An 18,331-nucleotide genomic window follows, 5' to 3' on the forward strand; every position below is an offset into this window, starting at 1 on the left:
CTTATTCCTATCCTTTGTATAATGCAACCGGATTGAAGGCTTTTTCATGGCCGATTGTGGTCATATCACCGTGTCCCGGATAAACAAGAGTATCACCTGGCAGTGTAAACAGCCTTTCCCGAATGGAATTTATGATCACAGACTGATCTCCGGTAGGAAAATCAGTTCTTCCCAGAGACTCTAAAAAGAGAGTATCTCCGCTGATCAAGACCTCCTCCTCTGCAAGAAAGAAGCAGATGGAGCCCACCGTATGGCCCGGCGTATGGATTACCTGAAAGGAGATTCCTGCAACCTCTAAAATCTCCTGGTCTTTTACGTATACATCCGCATCCAAAGAACAGGCTTCTCCAAACCCGGCAGATAAATTAACTGACGGATTCCGTAAGACTTCCTTTTCCTTTTCTCCGGCATAAATGGGGATCTCGGGAAATTCCCGCCTGATATCTTCCACTCCAAGAATGTGGTCAAAATGTCCGTGAGTTAAAAAAATCGCTTCCGGTGTTACGGAAAGTTCCCTGCACCTGGCAAGGATATCGGTTCCCTGTGCGCCCGGATCTACAAGGACTGCTTTCTTATAGGTCTCCCGGTAAAGAATGTAACAGTTCGTACCGATCTGTCCTACCGGATAAGTTTTGATTCTGAAATCACTCATGCTATTGTCTCCTTACTGATATTATCTGCATGTATTCCTGTCTTATAAGGAAAAAACCGGAATATCCGTACCATATTGCAGCTTCACATTATAGTGGTACGCATATTCTGTCCATAATAAATTCTTTTCCTGTCTCGTGGTAACAAAGTAATCTGCTGCTGCAAACAGGCTTCTTATGTCATCTTCTGCGTTTCCTTCCTGTAACAGGATATGGGCACCTCCGTCTTTAAAATCCTTCATAAATTCTGTAATAATATCGTGATATCCTTTTTCCGCCAAAGCAGGCAGAAGATACAAGATAAGCCTTGTGCCCGCCCAAAGCTCCGGAGAATAAGCATACTCTTTGATTACCTTCTGCCAGACCGGAAAGGGCTCTAATGCATCCGGAATAAAAAGTATGTTCTTCCGGTCATCTCTTTCAAATGCCGGAACAGCCTGATTCCAGATTTCGTCTGCTTCCTTTTGATAGGTCTCAATAAAATACTCCACCGGCTGAAAGAAATCCTCTTTCCGTTCTGCCAGCTTATCCGGACTCCAGTTCCACCATGCAATTGCATTCATGGCCTTTCTCTGTTTCTCCGGAAAACGGTATCCGATGATCTTTGCCGGATTTCCTGCAACAATTGCATAGGGCGGAACATCCTTTGTAACCACACTTTCCGCGCCAATGATGGCTCCGTTACAGATGGTGACCCCGCTTATAATGGTAACGCCGTGACCGATCCATACGTCATTCTGTATCAGAACAGAGCCCTTCCGTTTTAATCGGCTTTTCTTACTTCCGCTTATAAATGCCGGACTTCCCTGAAAAACGGATTTATAATCATGATTCAAATTCACCAGGAATGTTATTTGTTCTGCAAGTGCAGAATATTTGCCTATTTGTATACAATGAACACCTTCCGCGTAGTTAAAATTGATTCCTGACTGAACCTCAGCTCCCACAATATAACTGTCTACGTCAATCTGTAACAATGGAAACTGCTGCTCCGATCCAGGAACCGGCAGCGGACAAACCGTTGCCTGTCTGATGGTATAAGGGTTGTAGCGCACACCCTGTATCATCCAAATTCTCCTTTCCATCACGGATCTTCGGCTAAAATTAAGAAAACTGCGCTATCCCGCAGTCCTCTCAATGTCTATAACTCCCTCGATTTGTCTCAGCTTATCTACCAGTTTTCCCAGTTCCTCCACTCCGTGGATATCAAAGGTCATGGTAATGGTAGCCTTGCCCTGTTTGTTGGTCCTGGAATTCATGGAAGTAATGTCGATCTGCCGTTCCGTAAATACCTTGGAGATATCAACAAACATGCCGATTCGGTTATTGGCAAATATTTTGATTTCTGTGGAATACCGTTCTTTGGTATCGTCGCCTTCCTGCTCCTGCCATTCGGCATCGATCAGCCGGTTTCTCTCTTCTTCCGGCAGGTTAAAGACATTGACGCAATCGGTTCTGTGAATGGAGATTCCTCTTCCTCTTGTCACAAAACCAACGATCTCGTCTCCCGGCACCGGGCTGCAGCATTTGGAAAAACGAACCGCAAGATCATGGATTCCTTTCACGACGATGCCGCTTCCGGAACGCCGTTTGATCGGAAGCTTGTTACTCATATCTTCAATATCATTTAAAATGGTATTGTCCGTAACATCCTTCTTTAGTTTCTTATCCCTCTCATCGATCATCTTATTGATGACCTGGCCCTCTTTTAAGCCGCCGTGTCCGATGGAGGCAAGAACGGACTCCCAGTCACGGAACGCATACCGCTTCATGACCTTGGCCTGGTATTCCGGCTTGTTGATATCCGAATAAGTGATTCCCTTTGCCTTGCAGTAACGGTCCACCATTTCCTTCCCGCGGATAATGTTGTCTTCCTTAAGCTCGGTCTTGAACCACTGGTTGATCTTATTCTTGGCCTGAGTGCTCTTTACCATATTCAGCCAGTCCCTGCTGGGGCCCTTGCTGTTTTGTGAGGTAATGATCTCTACCTGATCACCGTTCTGGATCACATACTCGATATTGACAAGCTTGCCGTTGACTCTGGCACCTACCATCTTATTGCCTACCGCACTGTGGATGGAGTAAGCAAAATCAATGGGCGTGGAACCGCTGGGCAGATTCTTTACATCACCGGAGGGAGTAAAGCAGTAAACGCTGTCAGAGAATAAGTCCAGGTCGCCCTTTACCATATTTAAGAATTCCAGGTTATCGGACATATCCTTCTGCCATTCCAGTATCTGACGCAGCCAGCTAAGCTTCTCCTCTTCTTTTGCTGCCGCTACCTGTCCGCTGCCGCTTTCCTTATACTTCCAATGGGCCGCGATTCCGTATTCTGCCGTACGGTGCATCTCATAGGTACGGATCTGAATTTCAAAAGGCTGACCATTGTTGCCGATCAGGGTCGTATGAAGGGACTGGTACATGTTGGGCTTTGGCATGGCGATGTAATCCTTGAAACGGCCTGGAATGGGCTTATACATCTCATGGATCACTCCAAGAGCCGCATAGCAGTCCTTGACACTTTCCACAATGATCCGAACCGCAAACAAGTCATAGATCTGGTCCAGAGTCTTGTTCTGATTCACCATCTTTTTATAAATACTGAAAAAATGCTTCACACGGCCATCCACCCGTCCTTCGATTCCGGAAGTACGCAGATGTTCCTGCACCTCATCAACAATGCTCTTTACAAAGTATTCCCTGGCATCCTTTTTTAGTGATATTTTCTCTGCCAGTTCGTAATAAGTATCCGGGTGAAGATATTTTAAGGATAAATCATCCAGTTCGATCTTAATCTTTGAAATACCCAGACGATGGGCAATGGGAGCATAGATTTCCATGGTCTCCCTGGCCTTATCCTTCTGCTTCTCCGGCTTCATGTACTGAAGCGTCCGCATGTTGTGCAGACGGTCAGACAGCTTGATGATGATGACACGGATATCCTTTGCCATGGCTAAGAACATCTTTCTCAAGTTCTCTGCCTGCAGCTCCATCTTATCCATGGACCAGGATATCTGGGTCAGCTTTGTTACGCCATCCACCAAAAGAGCCACTTCTCCGCCGAATTCCTCTTTCAGCTCATCTAAGGACATAACGGTGTCCTCCACCACATCATGGAGGATGCCGGCTGCAATGGTTTCCTTATCCATCTCTAAGTCCGCCAGTATAATGGCAACGCAAAGAGGGTGAATAATATAGGGTTCACCCGATTTCCGCTTTTGGTCCTTATGCGCATCGTATGCGATTTGATATGCCTTTTTGATCATGGTAAGATCATCGGATGGATGGTATCTTTTAATGCATTGCACCAGTTCTTCATAAAGAACCTCGGGGCTCGTAAAATCTGCCGGAGCTTCCAGTTCTGCATCCAGCCTCCGCTTCTCCTGTTTTCCCATTTCCAAAGCTCTTATATTGTTTTTTTCCATGATTGGATAATCTGCCATATACCGTCACCTTTTTTGTTGCATTCCCAGTATTCATTGTTTTTTAAACGTAGTTATCATTCATTATAAGTATTATTGTCGAAAATTGCAATTATTTTTTCTTTCTCCGTTTCATCTAAAAAAGCTCCTTCCAGAGCATAACGGTTCATCTGTCTTAAATCTGCTTCTGTAAATCCCATATATTTCTTGATAAGTTCCGCTTCCTTTTCAAGGGTCGTATCAGATACGGTAATGTTATCCGTATTGTAAGTCACCCGGATTCCTCTGTCATAAAAAGCCTTTAAAGGGTGTTCGCCGATGGAAGCAACCGCCTTAGTCTGTAAGTTGCTGATCACACACATCTCTAATGTAATCTTTTCCTTTTTTAGAAGGTCCATACACGTTTCAGACTGAATGGCAGCACAGCCATGACCAATTCTCTTCGCACCGTAAGAGACCGCTTTTAAAATATTCTCACTATCCCCGCATTCCCCTGCGTGAATGGTAAATGGAATATCTTTCTCATAAGCCTTTCTAAAAAGGGGTTCAAAATGCGACATTGGAATCATTCCTTCCGGTCCGGCAATATCCACACCTACGACTCCCTTTTCTAAATATGCACCGGCGATTTCAAAGGTTTCTTCATTTTCCCGGTCTGAGCCGTTGACCATGGAGCAGAGAAGGATTCCGGCCTTTATGGAGGATTGGCTCATTCCCTTTTCTGCTCCCCGTATGACTGCTTCCACCGCTTTTTCCTTAGAAAGCCCCTTTCTCATATGAAGCTGGGGTGCAAACCGGATTTCGGTATAAATAACTCCCTGCTCTGCCAGCCGCTCCACCAGATCCTTCGATGCCAGTTCCAGCGCCTCTTCTGTCTGAAGAAGCTGCCCCGGTAAATCAAAGCACTTTAAATAATCCGCCAGGCTTTCACAATTTTCTCCTACAGAAACACTTTCCTTTATACCTCTCCCTTCAAAATCGTATCCTGTCTCAGCCGCCAGCCGCTTAATCACTTCCATGGATAAAGAGCCGTCTAAATGCAAATGGAGATCTGTTTCCGGTCGTTTCATACACGATCCCTCCTTCCTTCATTGGAAACATTCTATCATATTCCTGATAAAGCAACAATCAGTTTCAGGCATTATCTAAAATGGCAGACGGATCATCCGTCTGCCATTTAAAGAAACATACACCATAAAGGTATGGTGATCAAAGACAACAGAGTGGTCACTACCACACACTTTGTTGCAAAAATATAATCTCCGTCATACTTTGCTGCCAGTATGGCGGTGGTGCTGCCAGCCGGCATTCCGGTAAGAAGTACGGATACTCCCGAAAGCAAAGGATCCACAGAGAACAGACGGCAACCTGCAAGCACCAGAAGCGGGATCAAAAACAGGCGGATCACCGTATATTTTATGATTCCTCTGTCAAAAACCGTTCGTGGATTCACCTCTGCCAATATGGTTCCGATCAAAACCATGGAAACCGTAGTCGTACAGCCGCCTACATTCCTTACTGTGTTCTCCAGAAATACCGGCAGTCTGAGCTGAGTGATCATAAAGAACATGCCGATGTATACCGCAACAATACAAGGATGGGTCACAACCTTTCTTATCACAGTCTTCCGGTCCGGGCTTTCCGTAAAATAGGATACACCGGCCGACCACATAACAATCCTTTGAGGGATCAGAAATACAGAAGCATACATCAGGCCTTCGCCCCCATAAACTCCTTCGGCAATTGGATTTCCCATAAATCCGGCATTGGAACACACCGTACCATATTGAAGCACCTTTTTCCGCCTGTCCGGTTCCCTGTTATAAAAAGTATTGGCAAACAGCAGACAGCCAAATTGAATCAATGAGGCAATCGCTAAAATAACAGCAAATCCTTTTAAAATTCCCATATTAAACTCAATGAAAAAAGAGCTGATGATATTGCAGGGAAGGATTAAGTAAATGACCAGATCCGTCAAAACGGATTTAGCATTTTCCCGTAAAATACCTTTTTTTCGCAGGATAATACCTGCTGCCACAAGAAGAAAAAGCATCCCCTGCAGATTTATGAGACTGCTGTAATCCATTCTAATCACTCTTCTTTTGATTTCATATATTCGTCCATGGCATGGGCCACGGTTTTGGAATAGGCTACCGCCTCTACCACAGTCCTTGCTCCTAATACCACATCTCCGGAGGCAAAAACTCCAGGAATGGTGGTACGTCCTTCGTCATCGGTCATGAGAAGACCGCTCTGACTGGCTTTCAATCCTTTTGTCGTGCTGACAAGCTTGCTCTTTGGTCCCTGACTGATGGAAATAATTGTGGAATCGGCATACACCTGTTCCCGCTCCTCAGCAATACCGATTTGTTTTCCTTCTTCGTCATAAATAATCGTTTCAAACACCGGACCGTCATCCGTAATCTCTACGATCTGTTTTCCAAACTGAAATTCTGCACCGTCAAGTTTTGCATACGTAGTTTCATGTTCGCTTGCATTGCTGTGCAGGCCTCTTGCATAAAGAGTAACTCTTCTTGAACCATGGCGGATCACAGTTCTTGCTACGTCCATGGCGGAATTTCCCATTCCAATAATTGCCACCCGGTCTCCAAGATCATAGGCATCCGGGTTTGCCAGATAGTCAATGGCATAGTGAACGTTGCCCAGGGACTCTCCTTTTACGCCCAGCGTCTTTGGCCTCCATACTCCGGTTCCGATAAAGATGCTCTGATACCCGTCACGGACCAGATCCTTAATCTCTAACGCTGTACCAATGGCTGTATTGGGACGTATCTTTACGCCGATTTCCAAAAGTTTTTTCCGATAGCGTTCCAAAATAGTTTTCGGCAGACGGAAATCCGGGATGCCATACTGGAGTACGCCTCCCACCTTATCCTTTGCGTCAAATATGGTTACGCTGTAGCCTTCCTTTGTTAAAAGAATGGCAATCGTGATTCCTGCAGGTCCTGCGCCGATTACTGCTACCTTTTTTCCATTCTTGGGCTTGCATTCGATCTTTAACTTATCAAAAACCGTATCCGAAATATAGTTTTCGATACTGCTTATATGGACAGATTGCCCCTTTTTTCCAAGAATGCAGTGCCCCTCGCACTGTTTTTCATGATTGCATACCAGAGAGCATACCAGGGACAATGGATTGTTTTCAAATACCATCTCTCCTGCCTGGTTGATATCTCCCCCCTTAAATGCCTGGATCATCTGGGGAATCGGGGTATTAATCGGACAGCCTTGCCGGCACATAGGCTTTTTACAATTCAAACATCTGTTAGCTTCATCAATTACATGTACGGCCATATGAGTCTTCCTTTCTATCTGCTGTTTATGAAATTGCTGCAGTCTGCACACAGCATTTTTTTTATTTCATATCATAGCATAGGAAAAATCATAAAAGCAATAGGCCCTGCAGATGTATCGAAAAAAATAAATTTTGATAAAAATATATCGATTATTACACTTATTTTCCTTCGTAGATGATCAAGGATTCCACGTCATAACCTGCAAGCTTTTCTCTTCCTTTTAATCCGGCAAGTTCCATAATAAAACAGATTTTTACCACTTCACCGCCAAGCTCTTCCACCAGCTTAATAATGGCTTCAATGGTTCCGCCGGTAGCAATCAGATCATCGATAATGACCACTTTCTGTCCAGGCCGAATGGAATCCTTATGAATCTCAATGGTAGCGGTTCCATACTCCAGTTCATAATCTGCGGAAAGCACTTCTCTTGGAAGTTTTCCTTTTTTACGGATGGGGATAAAGCCTTTATGCTCTGCATAGGCCACCGGAACACCGAAGATAAAGCCTCTTGATTCCGGACCGATGACAGAATCATATTCCACACCCTCAAGCATCGTGCGAACGCCGTCCACTGCAAGGGAAAGTCCATTGGGGTCTTCCAGTATGGTAGTAACATCCCGAAAGATAATTCCCTCCTCAGGGAAATCAGGAATGCTTGTCACATATTCTTCTAACTTTTTCATTTCTTATACCTCATTATTATATTAATTTTCATAGTTTAAGAGCACAGCCTTACCCATTATAGCGCAAACCTGCCGCACAGGCAAATGCTGTTTTTACGGTTCGGCATTTCATGCACAACGAATGCCTCCCGCAATATATGACGGAAGGCATGTCAAAGTTCTTAATCACCCCTAACTTCTTGGGTGGACTCCTGTATAAGAGCGGCGGACCGCTTCTTTTTGAGTATAATTCATATACATCTGGGTGGTGGCCATATCCGAATGTCCCAGCATGGCTTGTACCACATGGATATCCGCTCCGTTACGAAGCAGATGGGCCGCAAAGGAATGGCGGAGGGAATGAGGTGTAATATCCGCCTTAATTCCTGCTTTATCCCCATAAAACTTGATGATTTTCCAAAATCCCTGCCTGCTCATGGGCTTACCGTTGCAGTTGGTAAACAGCCATTCCCCATCCTGCTCCTTCAATAAATACCCGCGTCCCCGCTCCATATAGGCAGAAAGGGCAAGCTTTGCCACTTTTCCAAAGGGAATCATACGTTCTTTATGCTCGTCCCTGCAAGTGATATAGCCTACCATAAGATTTAAATCGGTCTTTTTTAAATTGATTAATTCCGACACCCGGATGCCGGTGGCATAGAGAAGCTCCAGCATGGCCCGGTCCCTGAGTTCCTTTGGCGAATCTCCGTCCGGCTGGCTTAAAAGGCAATTCACTTCATCCACCGTCAGGATGGTTGGGGCCTTCTTCTCCACCTTGGGCGCTTTGATCATCTCTGCCGGGTCCTTACCGATCTTTCCCTCTGCACATTCATAATGAAAGAACGCCTTCATAGATGCCAGTGTTCTTGAAATAGTAGTCGTTGCCCTTCCCGCCTTTTCCAGGTAAAGGATATAGGAATTAAGGCTTGTCTTAGTGACTTTGCCTACTTCCACGATCCCCTGCTGACCCAAAAAAGAGGCCATCTGCATCAAATCCCTCTGGTACGATACCTCGGTGTTCTTTGATGTTTTTTTTATCTCTCTCAAATAATAAATAAATTGATTAATCTCAACTACCATTTGCATATCCCCTAACCGTTCGGTTTAAAAAACGCCTTAAAATAAGGCTTCATTCTACCATTATATAGACTATTTTCGATAAAATCAAACACATTTTTCCCACTTTTAAGGTATTTTCCGGCCACTTTACATAATATATACAAGATGTTGGCCAAAGGGGCGAATTATTCGCTAGATATGGTAATATGGGGGGAATAATTTTTCTGTTATTTTTCTCTCATGAAAGAACAAATTTCAAAAAAGCCGGGTTGACCCAGGCTTCCAGGGCGCTTCCGGCAGCCGTCAGGAGCAAAAGCAGCAAAAATGCAGGAATCCGGAAACGTCTTCCTTTCTGCACGCCCCAAAACAGCAGAATGCCGAAAACAGGAAGGTAGCAAAGGCACTGGGGCATAACTGTCATTAAAAATACCGGAAGACCCATAAGGCCTTTTTGTACGGTTATGACGGACAGTACAAAACCCATGGAAAAGCCTGCCAATACGGTAAATATACAGAACAGAGGCAGGGCATACGCAGTCATACCCACAAGCCAGACGATCCACACCTCCATCATTCTCTGGCTTAATACCTGTCCGAAGAGCAGCATGCGCTCATCCTTTGTTATGTTTACATTTCTGTCCAAAAGCCCCAGATAATAGCCTGCTTCATCCGTGAAGGAAGAATACCAGAAATTTGCCATGACCGTTCCTGCCGCCAGCCCTGCAAAAAAACAGAGAAGAAACACGTCCCAGGCCCTTGTGCTCCGGCTCACTGTCACATAGTTCCCTCCCGGTGCCTTTAAAGGCTTCACTTTTAATGTACGTAATAAACTGGGCATAAAAAATCCCCCTACAGGTCTTGTCACAATTTATGCCTGCAGAGGGATATTTATTCAGGTTCTTATTTCACATCGTATTTCCGGGCGTAGGCAAGGATGGCGGCAATGGTCTTTCCATCGGTGATTTCTCCCCGGTATATCTTATCTTCCAGGTCTTTTACGGACCACGCTTCCACCTCGATGCATTCCTCTTCATCAAGATTCTGCACAGATTCTTCCAGATCCCTTGCCACAAAAATATCAATGGCTTCGTCACAGAATGCCACCGTGGTATTGACACTGATTAAGTATTCCAGATTTTCCTTCCGGGTCTTAAATCCGGTCTCTTCTTCCAGCTCCCGGTGGGCACAGTCGATCTTTGGCTCCATCGGATCATCAAGTGCTCCGGCTGGGACCTCCAGAGTATACCGGTCTAAGGCGTTGCGGTACTGGCGGACCATAAGGATCTTTCCTTCTCTTGTTACGGGCACCACTGCCGCTGCACCGATGTGATGGATAAAATCCCAGTGGGCTTCATGACCGTTGGCCAAAACCGTGTCTTCATAGATTTTTAACATGTTTCCCTGATATTTCAGTTCTCTGTTTAAGCGTTTTACAGGCTGCTGTTCCATTTTATTTCCTCCTGTTCGTTTTACAGTTCCGTACATCTTTTATAACAGGCATCAGCTGCTTTTATGACAGCACTTCTGAAGCCGGATTCTTCCAGGGCAGAAACGGCTGCAATGGTGGTTCCCCCCGGTGAGCAGACCTTATCCTTTAATGCTCCCGGATGCTCCCCTGTTTCCAGTACCATCCTGGCACTTCCAAGAACGGACTGGGCTGCCATCTCATAAGCCGCATCTCTTGGCAGTCCGTACTTTACGGCGCTGTCAGCAAGGGCTTCTATGAACATGTATACGTAGGCCGGAGAGCTTCCGCTGACGCAGACCACCGCATTCATCAGACGCTCCTCCACGATTCTCACCTTTCCCAAAGAGCAGAATATGTCTGCAATTGCCTGCTTTTCCTCTTCGGAAAATGCCTTTTCCTCATAGCAGACTCCGGTCATTCCTTCTCCAAGAAGGGCCGGGGTGTTGGGCATGGCGCGGACCACCCGCTTTTCAGCTCCAAGCCTTTCTTTTAACTGAGCGGTAGTGATTCCAGGAGCGATGGATATGATAACATTCTTCTCTGTTACTGTATTCCTGATATCAGAGAGCACCGGATCAAAATACTGTGGCTTTATGGCAAGAACGATGTATGCTGCATTGGCTGCCAGTTGTCCGTTGTCAGCCACGTGTTCCACTCCCATAGCTTTTGTGATTTCTTCACACCGGCTTTTATTCACATCGGTAAACAAAAGGTCTTCCCTGCTGTATACTCCCAATAATCCCTTTAATATTGCCAATCCCATATTACCAATTCCTATAATACCGATCTTTGCCATAAGAAAATCCTCCTGTTTACTATGTTAAATTCTGCAATCAATTAGCACCATTCTAACACCATTTCCCGAAATGTCAATGAGGAGAAACCGTTTGCATAAAAATAACTGTTGACATTTTAATCCACATCTCATATACTGTAGCAAAACAAAGCGATAAACTGTTGAGCAGGAGTAAGTAAGATTTTTTCATCATGCACAGAGAGTTTCCGGCCGGTGAGAGGAAACGTTGATGTCTGATCCGAATGGACCTGCGAGGGCGGCTTGAAACCGGAATTCTCCGGGAGTAGATGCTGACGGGTTTCCTATCCGTTATCAAGGGGAGGCACATGTTGGTGTGCTTAAAGCGGGAGAAGTCTAACTTCTCCAATCAGGGTGGTACCGCGGAAATCAGATTATGAAGCTTCCGTCCCTCTTTCCATAGCAATATGGAGGAGGGACGGGGGCTTTTTTTAATTCCAGAAAGGAGTATTGAAAACCATGAACATCACACCGGACTGCAGGGAAATCGGAGCACTGGCTGCTTCCTATCCCGTAATCCCAGTCTGCAGGGAAATCTTTGCAGACACTGTAACACCTATTACCCTGCTGCAGAAAATTGCAGCCTTAAGCAGCCGCTATTATCTGCTTGAGAGCATTGAGGGCGGAGAGACCTGGGGACGCTACTCCTTTCTGGGGTACGACCCGGTCATGAGTGTTACCTGTAAGGACGGGACCGTCACGATCCGTCATCTAAAAGAAGGGGCTGAACCGGTTCCTGAAAAGACCATAAAAACGGACGCTCCCTATGACGTTCTCCGTGAAATCCGAAAGGAGTACCGGGCCCCGAAAATTCCCGGTCTTCCTCCCTTTACCGGCGGATTTGTAGGGTATTTTGCCTACCGGATGATCGGTTATGCCGAGCCGGTATTATCCATCAAGCAGGGGGACTGTAATGATTTTGACCTTATGCTTTTTGATACCGTCATTGCCTACGACCATCTGACGGAAAAAATCAGCATTGTGGTAAATATGAAAACGGACCGGGTCATGGAAAATTACGGGATCGCCTGCGCCAGGCTGGAAAACATTGCCCGCATGATATTTGAATCGCCTCCCCTGAAAACGTCTTCCCCTGGGGGAAACCTTGAGTTTCACTGCAATGTGACCAAAGACGACTACTGCAAAATGGTGGAACGGGCAAAGGAATATATCGTAAACGGAGATATTTTCCAGGCCGTCCTTTCCAGGCGGTTTACCAGCGATTACCCGGACAGTCTCTTAAATGCGTACCGGGTGTTAAGAACCACCAATCCCTCCCCTTACATGGTGTATTTAAGTACAGGAGATATGGAGATCATGAGCACTTCTCCGGAAACGCTGGTCCGGTTAAAGGAAGGGCGGCTTACCACCTTTCCTGTGGCCGGCTCCAGACCAAGAGGCAGCAATGAAAAAGAGGATAAAGCTCTGGAAAAGGAACTTTTGGCAGACGAAAAGGAGCTGGCGGAGCACAACATGCTGGTGGATCTGGGAAGAAATGATCTTGGCAAAATCTCGGAGTTTTCCACCGTGGAAGTAACCGGATACCAGATGATCCACCGTTATTCCCGCATCATGCACATCTGCTCACAGGTGGAATCCCGGATCAGGAAGGACCTGGATGCCTTCTCTGCCATTGAATCCGTTCTTCCTGCCGGCACCTTATCCGGTGCTCCGAAAATCCGTGCATGCCAGATCATTGACGAACTGGAAGCAGAACCAAGAGACATTTACGGCGGCGCACTGGGTTATGTGGACTTTACCGGAAATATGGATACCTGCATCGCCATACGGATGGCGGTCAGAAAAAACGGAAAGGTAACGGTTCAGGCAGGAGGAGGCATCGTTGCCGACAGCATTCCGGAACAGGAATATGAAGAATCAGAAAATAAGGCAAAGGCAGTGATATATGCACTGAAACAGGCAGTGGAGGTGAATAACCGATGATTCTCTTTATAGATAATTATGACAGTTTTACTTATAACCTGGTGCAGATGATCGGCGGATTGGATCCCAATATCCGTGTGATCCGAAATGACGAACTTTCGGTGGAGGAAATCAAAGGATTATCTCCCAGCCACATCATACTCTCCCCAGGGCCCGGTTATCCAAAAGATGCAGGGGTATGTGAAGAGGTGGTGAGAACATTTGCAGGTTCGGTCCCGGTTCTGGGGATATGCCTGGGGCATCAGGGAATCTGCGAGGCATTCGGAGCGAGGATAAAAAAGGCCGGAACGCTGATGCACGGGAAGCAGAGCATGATTACCATTGACCCAGCCTCCCCCATATTTCAAGGGCTTAAAAAACACATTCCCGCTGCCAGATACCACTCGCTCATTGCCGAAAAGGACTCTTTGCCTTTCTGCTTACAGGTAATCGGAACGGAAGCAGCCGGAGAAATCATGGCGGTAAAGCATAAGGATTATCCGGTCTATGGCCTTCAGTTTCACCCGGAGTCCATCTTAACACCGGACGGCGAAACCATTTTAAAGAACTTTTTATCCATAGAAATCAGACATGAAGGAGGAAAACAAAATGATTCAGCAGGCAATCCATGAAGTAATTGAAGGTCAGGATTTAAGCTTTGATGCTGCAAGAGAGGTCATGAACGAGATTATGAGCGGAGAAACTACTCCCGCACAGATGGCCGCATTTCTCACCGGACTTCGGATGAAAGGGGAAACCATTGATGAGATCACGGCCTGCGCCACGGTCATGAGAGAAAAGGCCCTCCGCCTGGAACCGGATTTTCCGGTGATCGATATCGTGGGAACGGGAGGTGATGAGGCCGGGACCTTTAATATTTCCACCACCAGCGCCTTTGTGGTGGCTGCCGGAGGTGTTCCGGTGGCGAAACACGGAAACCGCAGCGTATCCAGCAAAAGCGGGGCTGCCGACGTTTTAGAGTGTCTGGGAGTCAATTTAAACCTTACGGCTAAGCAGTCAGAGAAAATATTAAAAGAAACGGGTATGTGTTTTCTTTTTGCACAGGCTTACCACTCTTCCATGAAATATGCCGGTCCTGTCCGGAAGGAACTGGGGGTAAGAACTATCTTTAACATCTTAGGTCCTCTGTCCAATCCGGCAGGCGCTACCATGCAGCTTCTTGGCGTTTACGACAGAAAGCTGGTGGAGCCTCTTGCCCAGGTACTGAGTAACCTTGGCGTCAAACGGGGACTGGTGGTGTGCGGCGATGACGGACTGGATGAGGCCACCGTCACCGGCCCCACCCATGTTTGCGAAATCCGTTTCGGAAAACAGATCCCCTATGACATCACACCGGAGCAATTTGGACTGCACCGTGCTTTACTTTCTGACCTGACTGGAGGCTCTCCTTCCGATAACGCCCAGATTACCAAAGACATTCTGGCCGGAAAGCTCCATGGACCAAAACGGGATATTGTGTTATTAAATTCCGCATTAAGTCTGTATCTGGGAATTGATGACTGTTCCGTCAGCCAGTGTTTAGAAACAGCCGCCGATTTGATCGATTCCGGTAAGGCTTTGAAAAAAATGGAGGAATTCGTATCCGCCACCAGGGAGGCAGCCCTATGATCCTTCAAAAGTTAGCTGCGGCTTCAAAAAAACGGGCGGAAAAAGCAAAAGAAAGAATTCCTTTGGAAGAAATGAAACGGCTGGCCTATCTGGCAGTTGAAGGTTCGGAAAAGAAGAATCCTCCTTCTTTGAAACAGGCACTATCCGCTCCGGGAGTCTCCTTGATCTGTGAAATCAAGCGGGCTTCCCCTTCCAAAGGGCTTATCTCTCCCGAGTTTCCCTATCTGGAGATCGCTAAGGATTATGAGCAGGCGGGAGCCGATGCCATTTCAGTTCTTACAGAACCGGAATACTTCCTCGGAGCAAATGAGTATCTTTCCCGGATCCATGAACAGGTCTCCCTTCCTCTTTTAAGAAAGGATTTTACCGTAGACCCTTATCAGGTCTATGAAGCAAAGGCAATCGGTGCCTCCGCCGTATTGCTCATCTGCGCCCTTCTGGATACAAAGGAGCTGACGGAATATTTAAAAATCTGTGAAAGCCTCGGTTTAAGCGCCCTGGTCGAAGCCCATGACGAAGCGGAAATTCATTCTGCGCTTTCGGCAGGAGCCAAAATAATCGGAGTAAACAACAGAAATTTGAAAAACTTTGAGGTAAATTTTGAAAACTCCCTTCGGTTAAGAGCAATGGTTCCTGAAAGTGTACTCTTTGTTGCAGAAAGCGGAATAAAAACGGAAACAGACATCCGCACGCTGGCAGACGCAGGTGTTGACGGTGTCCTGATTGGGGAAAGCCTGATGCGCGCTCCTAATAAAAAAGAGCTGATCAGCCGTTTTCAGAGGGCCTCACAATGATAAATAAACGGATCAAAATATGCGGGCTGACCCGTCCGCAGGATATAAAAGCGGTGAACTTATGGAAACCGGACTATGCAGGCTTTGTATTTGCACCGGGAAAACGGCAGATTTCCCCATCCGCTGCCCGTCAGCTAAGGGATCTGCTGCTTTCTGAAATCCCCTCGGTGGGCGTCTTTGTAAACAGTCCCATAGAAGAGATTATACCTCTTATCAGGGATCACACCATTGGACTAATACAGCTTCATGGAGATGAAGATGAGGAATATATAAAAGCCTTAAAAAAACATCCGGACTTTCAGGCACCCATTATAAAGGCTGTAAGAGTCCGTTCCAAAGAAGATATCTTGCAGGCCAATGAATGTTCTGCCGACTTTCTGCTCTTTGATACTTATTCCAAAGACTCCTACGGCGGAAGCGGCAGAGCCTTTGACTGGACCATGATCCCAGATATCAAAAAGCCATGGTTTTTGGCGGGAGGTCTTGGGGCCTCCAACATAAAAGAAGCAATGAAAACCAATGCCTTCTGTCTGGATTTAAGCAGCAGCGTGGAAACAGAAGGCCTTAAGGACCCTGTAAAAATAAAAGAAATCATACAAATCGTAAGGAGTGAAAATCAATGGGAAAAGGAAGATTTGGACAGCACGGCGGACAGTTTATCCCCGAAACGCTGATGAACGCAGTGGCAGAGCTGGAGGCGGCTTATGAAACTTACAGCCACGACGAAGCCTTTTTATCAGAGCTTAAGTCTCTGCATGAAACCTATACCGGAAGGCCTTCTCTGCTTTATTATGCCCAGCAGATGACAAAGGATTTAAACGGTGCAAAAATTTATTTAAAGCGGGAGGATTTAAACCATACCGGCTCCCATAAAATCAACAATGCGCTGGGGCAGGTCCTTCTTGCAAAAAGAATGGGAAAGACCCGGGTTATTGCGGAAACAGGCGCCGGGCAGCATGGAGTGGCCACTGCTACTGCCGCTGCTTTGATGGGAATGGAATGCGAAATCTTTATGGGAGAAGAAGATACGGAGCGGCAGGCTTTGAATGTGTTCCGCATGGAGCTTTTAGGCGCCACCGTCCACCCGGTAAAAAGCGGGACCAGGACCTTAAAGGATGCTGTCAATGAAACCCTTCGGGAATGGACCAACCGGGTGGAAGATACCCACTATGTGCTGGGCTCTGTTATGGGCCCTCACCCCTTTCCCACCATTGTAAGGGATTTTCAGAGCATCATCGGAAAAGAGGTCCGCACCCAGATTTTAAAAGAGGAGGGCAGGCTTCCGGATCTGTTGATCGCCTGTGTGGGCGGCGGCAGCAATGCCATGGGACTTTTTTATGAGTTTCTGGAGGAGCCTTCCGTAAAGCTGGTAGGCTGTGAAGCGGCAGGACACGGAATCCATACGGATAAGAATGCCGCAACCTTAGCCACCGGCACACTTGGCATTTTTCACGGAATGAAATCCTATTTCTGCCAGGATGAGTACGGCCAGATCGCTCCCGTATATTCTATTTCCGCAGGTCTTGATTATCCGGGGGTGGGGCCGGAGCACGCAGCACTTTTTGACTCCGGCCGCGCACAATACGTTCCGGTAACGGATCAGGAAGCAGTGGATGCCTTTGAATACTTATCCAGAAAAGAAGGAATCATTCCGGCCATTGAAAGCGCCCATGCAATCGCTTATGCCAGAAAAGTGGCTCCTTCCATGGGAAAAGATCAAATTATTGTTATCAATCTATCCGGGCGGGGCGACAAGGATGTGGCTGCCATCGCCCGTTACAAGGGGGTCGAAATCTATGAGTAGGACATCAAAAGCATTTTCAAAGGGGAAAGCCTTTATCCCATTTATCACCGCAGGAGATCCGGATCTTGCCATTACCGAACAGCTGATTCCCGCCATGGCAGAAGCCGGGGCTGATCTAATCGAAATCGGGATCCCATTTTCTGACCCGGTGGCGGAAGGCATCGTCATCCAGGAAGCAGATATGCGTGCGCTCTCAGCCGGCACCACCACGGACAAAATCTTTGAATCCGTCAGGAGAATCCGTCAAAAGACTGATGTTCCTCTTGCCTTTATGACCTACTTAAATCCGGTTTTCGTATATGGAAGTGAACGGTTTGTGAAAAATATGGCAGAGTGCAGCATCGATGCTCTCATTGTTCCTGATATGCCTTTTGAAGAAAAAGGGGAGCTTTTGCCCCTGTGCCGCAAATACGGAATTGATTTGATATCTCTCATCGCTCCTACTTCAAAGGAACGTATCCGGACCATTGCATCGGAGGCAGAAGGCTTTGTATACTGCGTTTCCTCCATGGGCGTAACCGGTGTGAGAAAGGAAATAAACACCAATCTGGAAGAGATGGTTACTCTGGTGAAAGAGACAAAAAATATCCCCTGCGCCATTGGATTTGGTATCTCCACGCCGGAGCAGGCAAGAGAGATGAGCCAGGTGGCAGACGGTGTAATCGTGGGCAGCGCCATTGTAAAGCTGGCGGCAAGATACGGAACCGGCTGTGTGGAACCCATCTGCAGCTATGTGAAGGAAATGAAAGAGGCCATCACAGATATTACCTGATTTTATTCTTGACAACC

At 46.6% G+C, this 18,331-nt stretch carries 18 protein-coding genes and 1 other annotated feature; of the genes, 7 read left to right on the forward strand and 11 right to left on the reverse strand.

The features are described from left to right. Positions 1-7: 7 nt before the first annotated feature. The 11 genes from ACLTWA_RS19335 to proC all read right to left on the reverse strand — a co-directional run bounded on the left by ACLTWA_RS19335 (position 8) and on the right by proC (position 11,374). Positions 8-652 (reverse strand): MBL fold metallo-hydrolase, encoded by a 645-nt coding sequence (locus ACLTWA_RS19335; protein ID WP_412329546.1) that lies wholly within the window; start codon positions 650-652, stop codon positions 8-10. A 42-nt stretch (positions 653-694) separates the two neighbouring features. Beyond that, entirely contained in the window at positions 695-1,717 is a 1,023-nt protein-coding gene (locus tag ACLTWA_RS19340) for a CatB-related O-acetyltransferase (protein ID WP_412329547.1), read from the reverse strand. A 51-nt stretch (positions 1,718-1,768) separates the two neighbouring features. Further along, positions 1,769-4,045 carry a RelA/SpoT family protein gene (locus tag ACLTWA_RS19345; RefSeq protein WP_412329614.1) on the reverse strand — a complete coding sequence of 759 codons (2,277 nt, stop codon included), beginning with the start codon at positions 4,043-4,045 and terminating at the stop codon, positions 1,769-1,771. Positions 4,046-4,149: 104 nt separating this feature from the next. Beyond that, the gene (add, locus tag ACLTWA_RS19350; protein WP_412329548.1) at positions 4,150-5,142 is read right to left on the reverse strand and encodes an adenosine deaminase; all 993 of its coding nucleotides are present in this window, start codon (positions 5,140-5,142) and stop codon (positions 4,150-4,152) included. Positions 5,143-5,249: 107 nt separating this feature from the next. Then, the gene (locus tag ACLTWA_RS19355) at positions 5,250-6,158 is read right to left on the reverse strand and encodes an AEC family transporter (protein WP_412329549.1); all 909 of its coding nucleotides are present in this window, start codon (positions 6,156-6,158) and stop codon (positions 5,250-5,252) included. Positions 6,159-6,163: 5 nt separating this feature from the next. Then, entirely contained in the window at positions 6,164-7,387 is a 1,224-nt protein-coding gene (locus ACLTWA_RS19360) for an NAD(P)-dependent oxidoreductase (RefSeq protein ID WP_412329550.1), read from the reverse strand. Positions 7,388-7,547: 160 nt separating this feature from the next. Continuing rightward, complete coding sequence (locus ACLTWA_RS19365; protein WP_412329551.1) at positions 7,548-8,072, reverse strand: adenine phosphoribosyltransferase; 525 nt, start codon at positions 8,070-8,072, stop codon at positions 7,548-7,550. 171 nt (positions 8,073-8,243) lie between these two features. Next, a complete protein-coding gene (locus ACLTWA_RS19370) occupies positions 8,244-9,131 on the reverse strand; it encodes a site-specific tyrosine recombinase (RefSeq protein WP_412329552.1) in 888 nt (295 codons plus the stop codon). A gap of 217 nt (positions 9,132-9,348) precedes the next feature. Then, complete coding sequence (locus ACLTWA_RS19375) at positions 9,349-9,948, reverse strand: stage II sporulation protein M (RefSeq protein WP_412329553.1); 600 nt, start codon at positions 9,946-9,948, stop codon at positions 9,349-9,351. Positions 9,949-10,010: 62 nt separating this feature from the next. Next, positions 10,011-10,559, reverse strand: coding sequence for an NUDIX hydrolase (locus ACLTWA_RS19380; protein WP_412329554.1), 549 nt, complete (start codon positions 10,557-10,559; stop codon positions 10,011-10,013). Positions 10,560-10,579: 20 nt separating this feature from the next. Beyond that, entirely contained in the window at positions 10,580-11,374 is a 795-nt protein-coding gene (gene proC / locus ACLTWA_RS19385; RefSeq protein ID WP_412329555.1) for a pyrroline-5-carboxylate reductase, read from the reverse strand. 152 nt (positions 11,375-11,526) lie between these two features. Next, positions 11,527-11,788 (forward strand) — a binding site (T-box leader). 63 nt (positions 11,789-11,851) lie between these two features. On the opposite strand from proC, the gene ACLTWA_RS19390 reads away from it, so the two are divergent. Genes ACLTWA_RS19390 through trpA form a run of 7 tightly spaced genes read left to right on the forward strand, consistent with a single transcriptional unit; the run spans position 11,852 to position 18,314 of the window. After that, complete coding sequence (locus ACLTWA_RS19390; protein WP_412329556.1) at positions 11,852-13,336, forward strand: anthranilate synthase component I family protein; 1,485 nt, start codon at positions 11,852-11,854, stop codon at positions 13,334-13,336. Continuing rightward, on the forward strand, positions 13,333-13,947 hold the full coding sequence (locus tag ACLTWA_RS19395) for an anthranilate synthase component II (RefSeq protein WP_412329557.1): 615 nt from the start codon (positions 13,333-13,335) through the stop codon (positions 13,945-13,947). Before ACLTWA_RS19390 ends, ACLTWA_RS19395 begins: the two co-directional genes overlap by 4 nt. Further along, positions 13,925-14,944, forward strand: a complete 1,020-nt coding sequence (gene trpD / locus ACLTWA_RS19400; RefSeq protein WP_412329558.1) for an anthranilate phosphoribosyltransferase — start codon at positions 13,925-13,927, stop codon at positions 14,942-14,944. The genes ACLTWA_RS19395 and trpD overlap by 23 nt, the downstream gene beginning before the upstream one ends. Continuing rightward, positions 14,941-15,738, forward strand: coding sequence for an indole-3-glycerol phosphate synthase TrpC (trpC, locus tag ACLTWA_RS19405; protein WP_412329559.1), 798 nt, complete (start codon positions 14,941-14,943; stop codon positions 15,736-15,738). Before trpD ends, trpC begins: the two co-directional genes overlap by 4 nt. Then, the gene (locus ACLTWA_RS19410; RefSeq protein WP_412329560.1) at positions 15,735-16,412 is read left to right on the forward strand and encodes a phosphoribosylanthranilate isomerase; all 678 of its coding nucleotides are present in this window, start codon (positions 15,735-15,737) and stop codon (positions 16,410-16,412) included. Before trpC ends, ACLTWA_RS19410 begins: the two co-directional genes overlap by 4 nt. Beyond that, positions 16,358-17,542, forward strand: a complete 1,185-nt coding sequence (gene trpB / locus ACLTWA_RS19415) for a tryptophan synthase subunit beta (protein WP_412329561.1) — start codon at positions 16,358-16,360, stop codon at positions 17,540-17,542. Before ACLTWA_RS19410 ends, trpB begins: the two co-directional genes overlap by 55 nt. Then, a complete protein-coding gene (trpA, locus tag ACLTWA_RS19420) occupies positions 17,535-18,314 on the forward strand; it encodes a tryptophan synthase subunit alpha (RefSeq protein WP_412329562.1) in 780 nt (259 codons plus the stop codon). The genes trpB and trpA overlap by 8 nt, the downstream gene beginning before the upstream one ends. The last annotated feature ends 17 nt before the right edge of the window (positions 18,315-18,331 follow it).

Source organism: Lacrimispora sp. (assembly GCF_046972725.1).
Taxonomy (GTDB): domain Bacteria; phylum Bacillota; class Clostridia; order Lachnospirales; family Lachnospiraceae; genus Lacrimispora.

What these genes read in the sequence shown, in the direction of transcription:
- trpC (WP_412329559.1), top strand. Translation starts at nt 14,941, where the DNA reads ATGATCCTTCAAAAGTTAGCTGCGGCTTCAAAAAAACGGGCGGAAAAA.
- ACLTWA_RS19340 (WP_412329547.1), bottom strand. Translation starts at nt 1,717, where the DNA reads ATGATACAGGGTGTGCGCTACAACCCTTATACCATCAGACAGGCAACG.
- ACLTWA_RS19410 (WP_412329560.1), top strand. Translation starts at nt 15,735, where the DNA reads ATGATAAATAAACGGATCAAAATATGCGGGCTGACCCGTCCGCAGGAT.
- ACLTWA_RS19365 (WP_412329551.1), bottom strand. Translation starts at nt 8,072, where the DNA reads ATGAAAAAGTTAGAAGAATATGTGACAAGCATTCCTGATTTCCCTGAG.
- ACLTWA_RS19335 (WP_412329546.1), bottom strand. Translation starts at nt 652, where the DNA reads ATGAGTGATTTCAGAATCAAAACTTATCCGGTAGGACAGATCGGTACG.
- trpB (WP_412329561.1), top strand. Translation starts at nt 16,358, where the DNA reads ATGGGAAAAGGAAGATTTGGACAGCACGGCGGACAGTTTATCCCCGAA.
- ACLTWA_RS19370 (WP_412329552.1), bottom strand. Translation starts at nt 9,131, where the DNA reads ATGGTAGTTGAGATTAATCAATTTATTTATTATTTGAGAGAGATAAAA.
- ACLTWA_RS19395 (WP_412329557.1), top strand. Translation starts at nt 13,333, where the DNA reads ATGATTCTCTTTATAGATAATTATGACAGTTTTACTTATAACCTGGTG.
- add (WP_412329548.1), bottom strand. Translation starts at nt 5,142, where the DNA reads ATGAAACGACCGGAAACAGATCTCCATTTGCATTTAGACGGCTCTTTA.
- ACLTWA_RS19390 (WP_412329556.1), top strand. Translation starts at nt 11,852, where the DNA reads ATGAACATCACACCGGACTGCAGGGAAATCGGAGCACTGGCTGCTTCC.
- ACLTWA_RS19380 (WP_412329554.1), bottom strand. Translation starts at nt 10,559, where the DNA reads ATGGAACAGCAGCCTGTAAAACGCTTAAACAGAGAACTGAAATATCAG.
- ACLTWA_RS19360 (WP_412329550.1), bottom strand. Translation starts at nt 7,387, where the DNA reads ATGGCCGTACATGTAATTGATGAAGCTAACAGATGTTTGAATTGTAAA.
- trpA (WP_412329562.1), top strand. Translation starts at nt 17,535, where the DNA reads ATGAGTAGGACATCAAAAGCATTTTCAAAGGGGAAAGCCTTTATCCCA.
- ACLTWA_RS19355 (WP_412329549.1), bottom strand. Translation starts at nt 6,158, where the DNA reads ATGGATTACAGCAGTCTCATAAATCTGCAGGGGATGCTTTTTCTTCTT.
- ACLTWA_RS19375 (WP_412329553.1), bottom strand. Translation starts at nt 9,948, where the DNA reads ATGCCCAGTTTATTACGTACATTAAAAGTGAAGCCTTTAAAGGCACCG.
- trpD (WP_412329558.1), top strand. Translation starts at nt 13,925, where the DNA reads ATGATTCAGCAGGCAATCCATGAAGTAATTGAAGGTCAGGATTTAAGC.
- ACLTWA_RS19345 (WP_412329614.1), bottom strand. Translation starts at nt 4,045, where the DNA reads ATGGGAAAACAGGAGAAGCGGAGGCTGGATGCAGAACTGGAAGCTCCG.
- proC (WP_412329555.1), bottom strand. Translation starts at nt 11,374, where the DNA reads ATGGCAAAGATCGGTATTATAGGAATTGGTAATATGGGATTGGCAATA.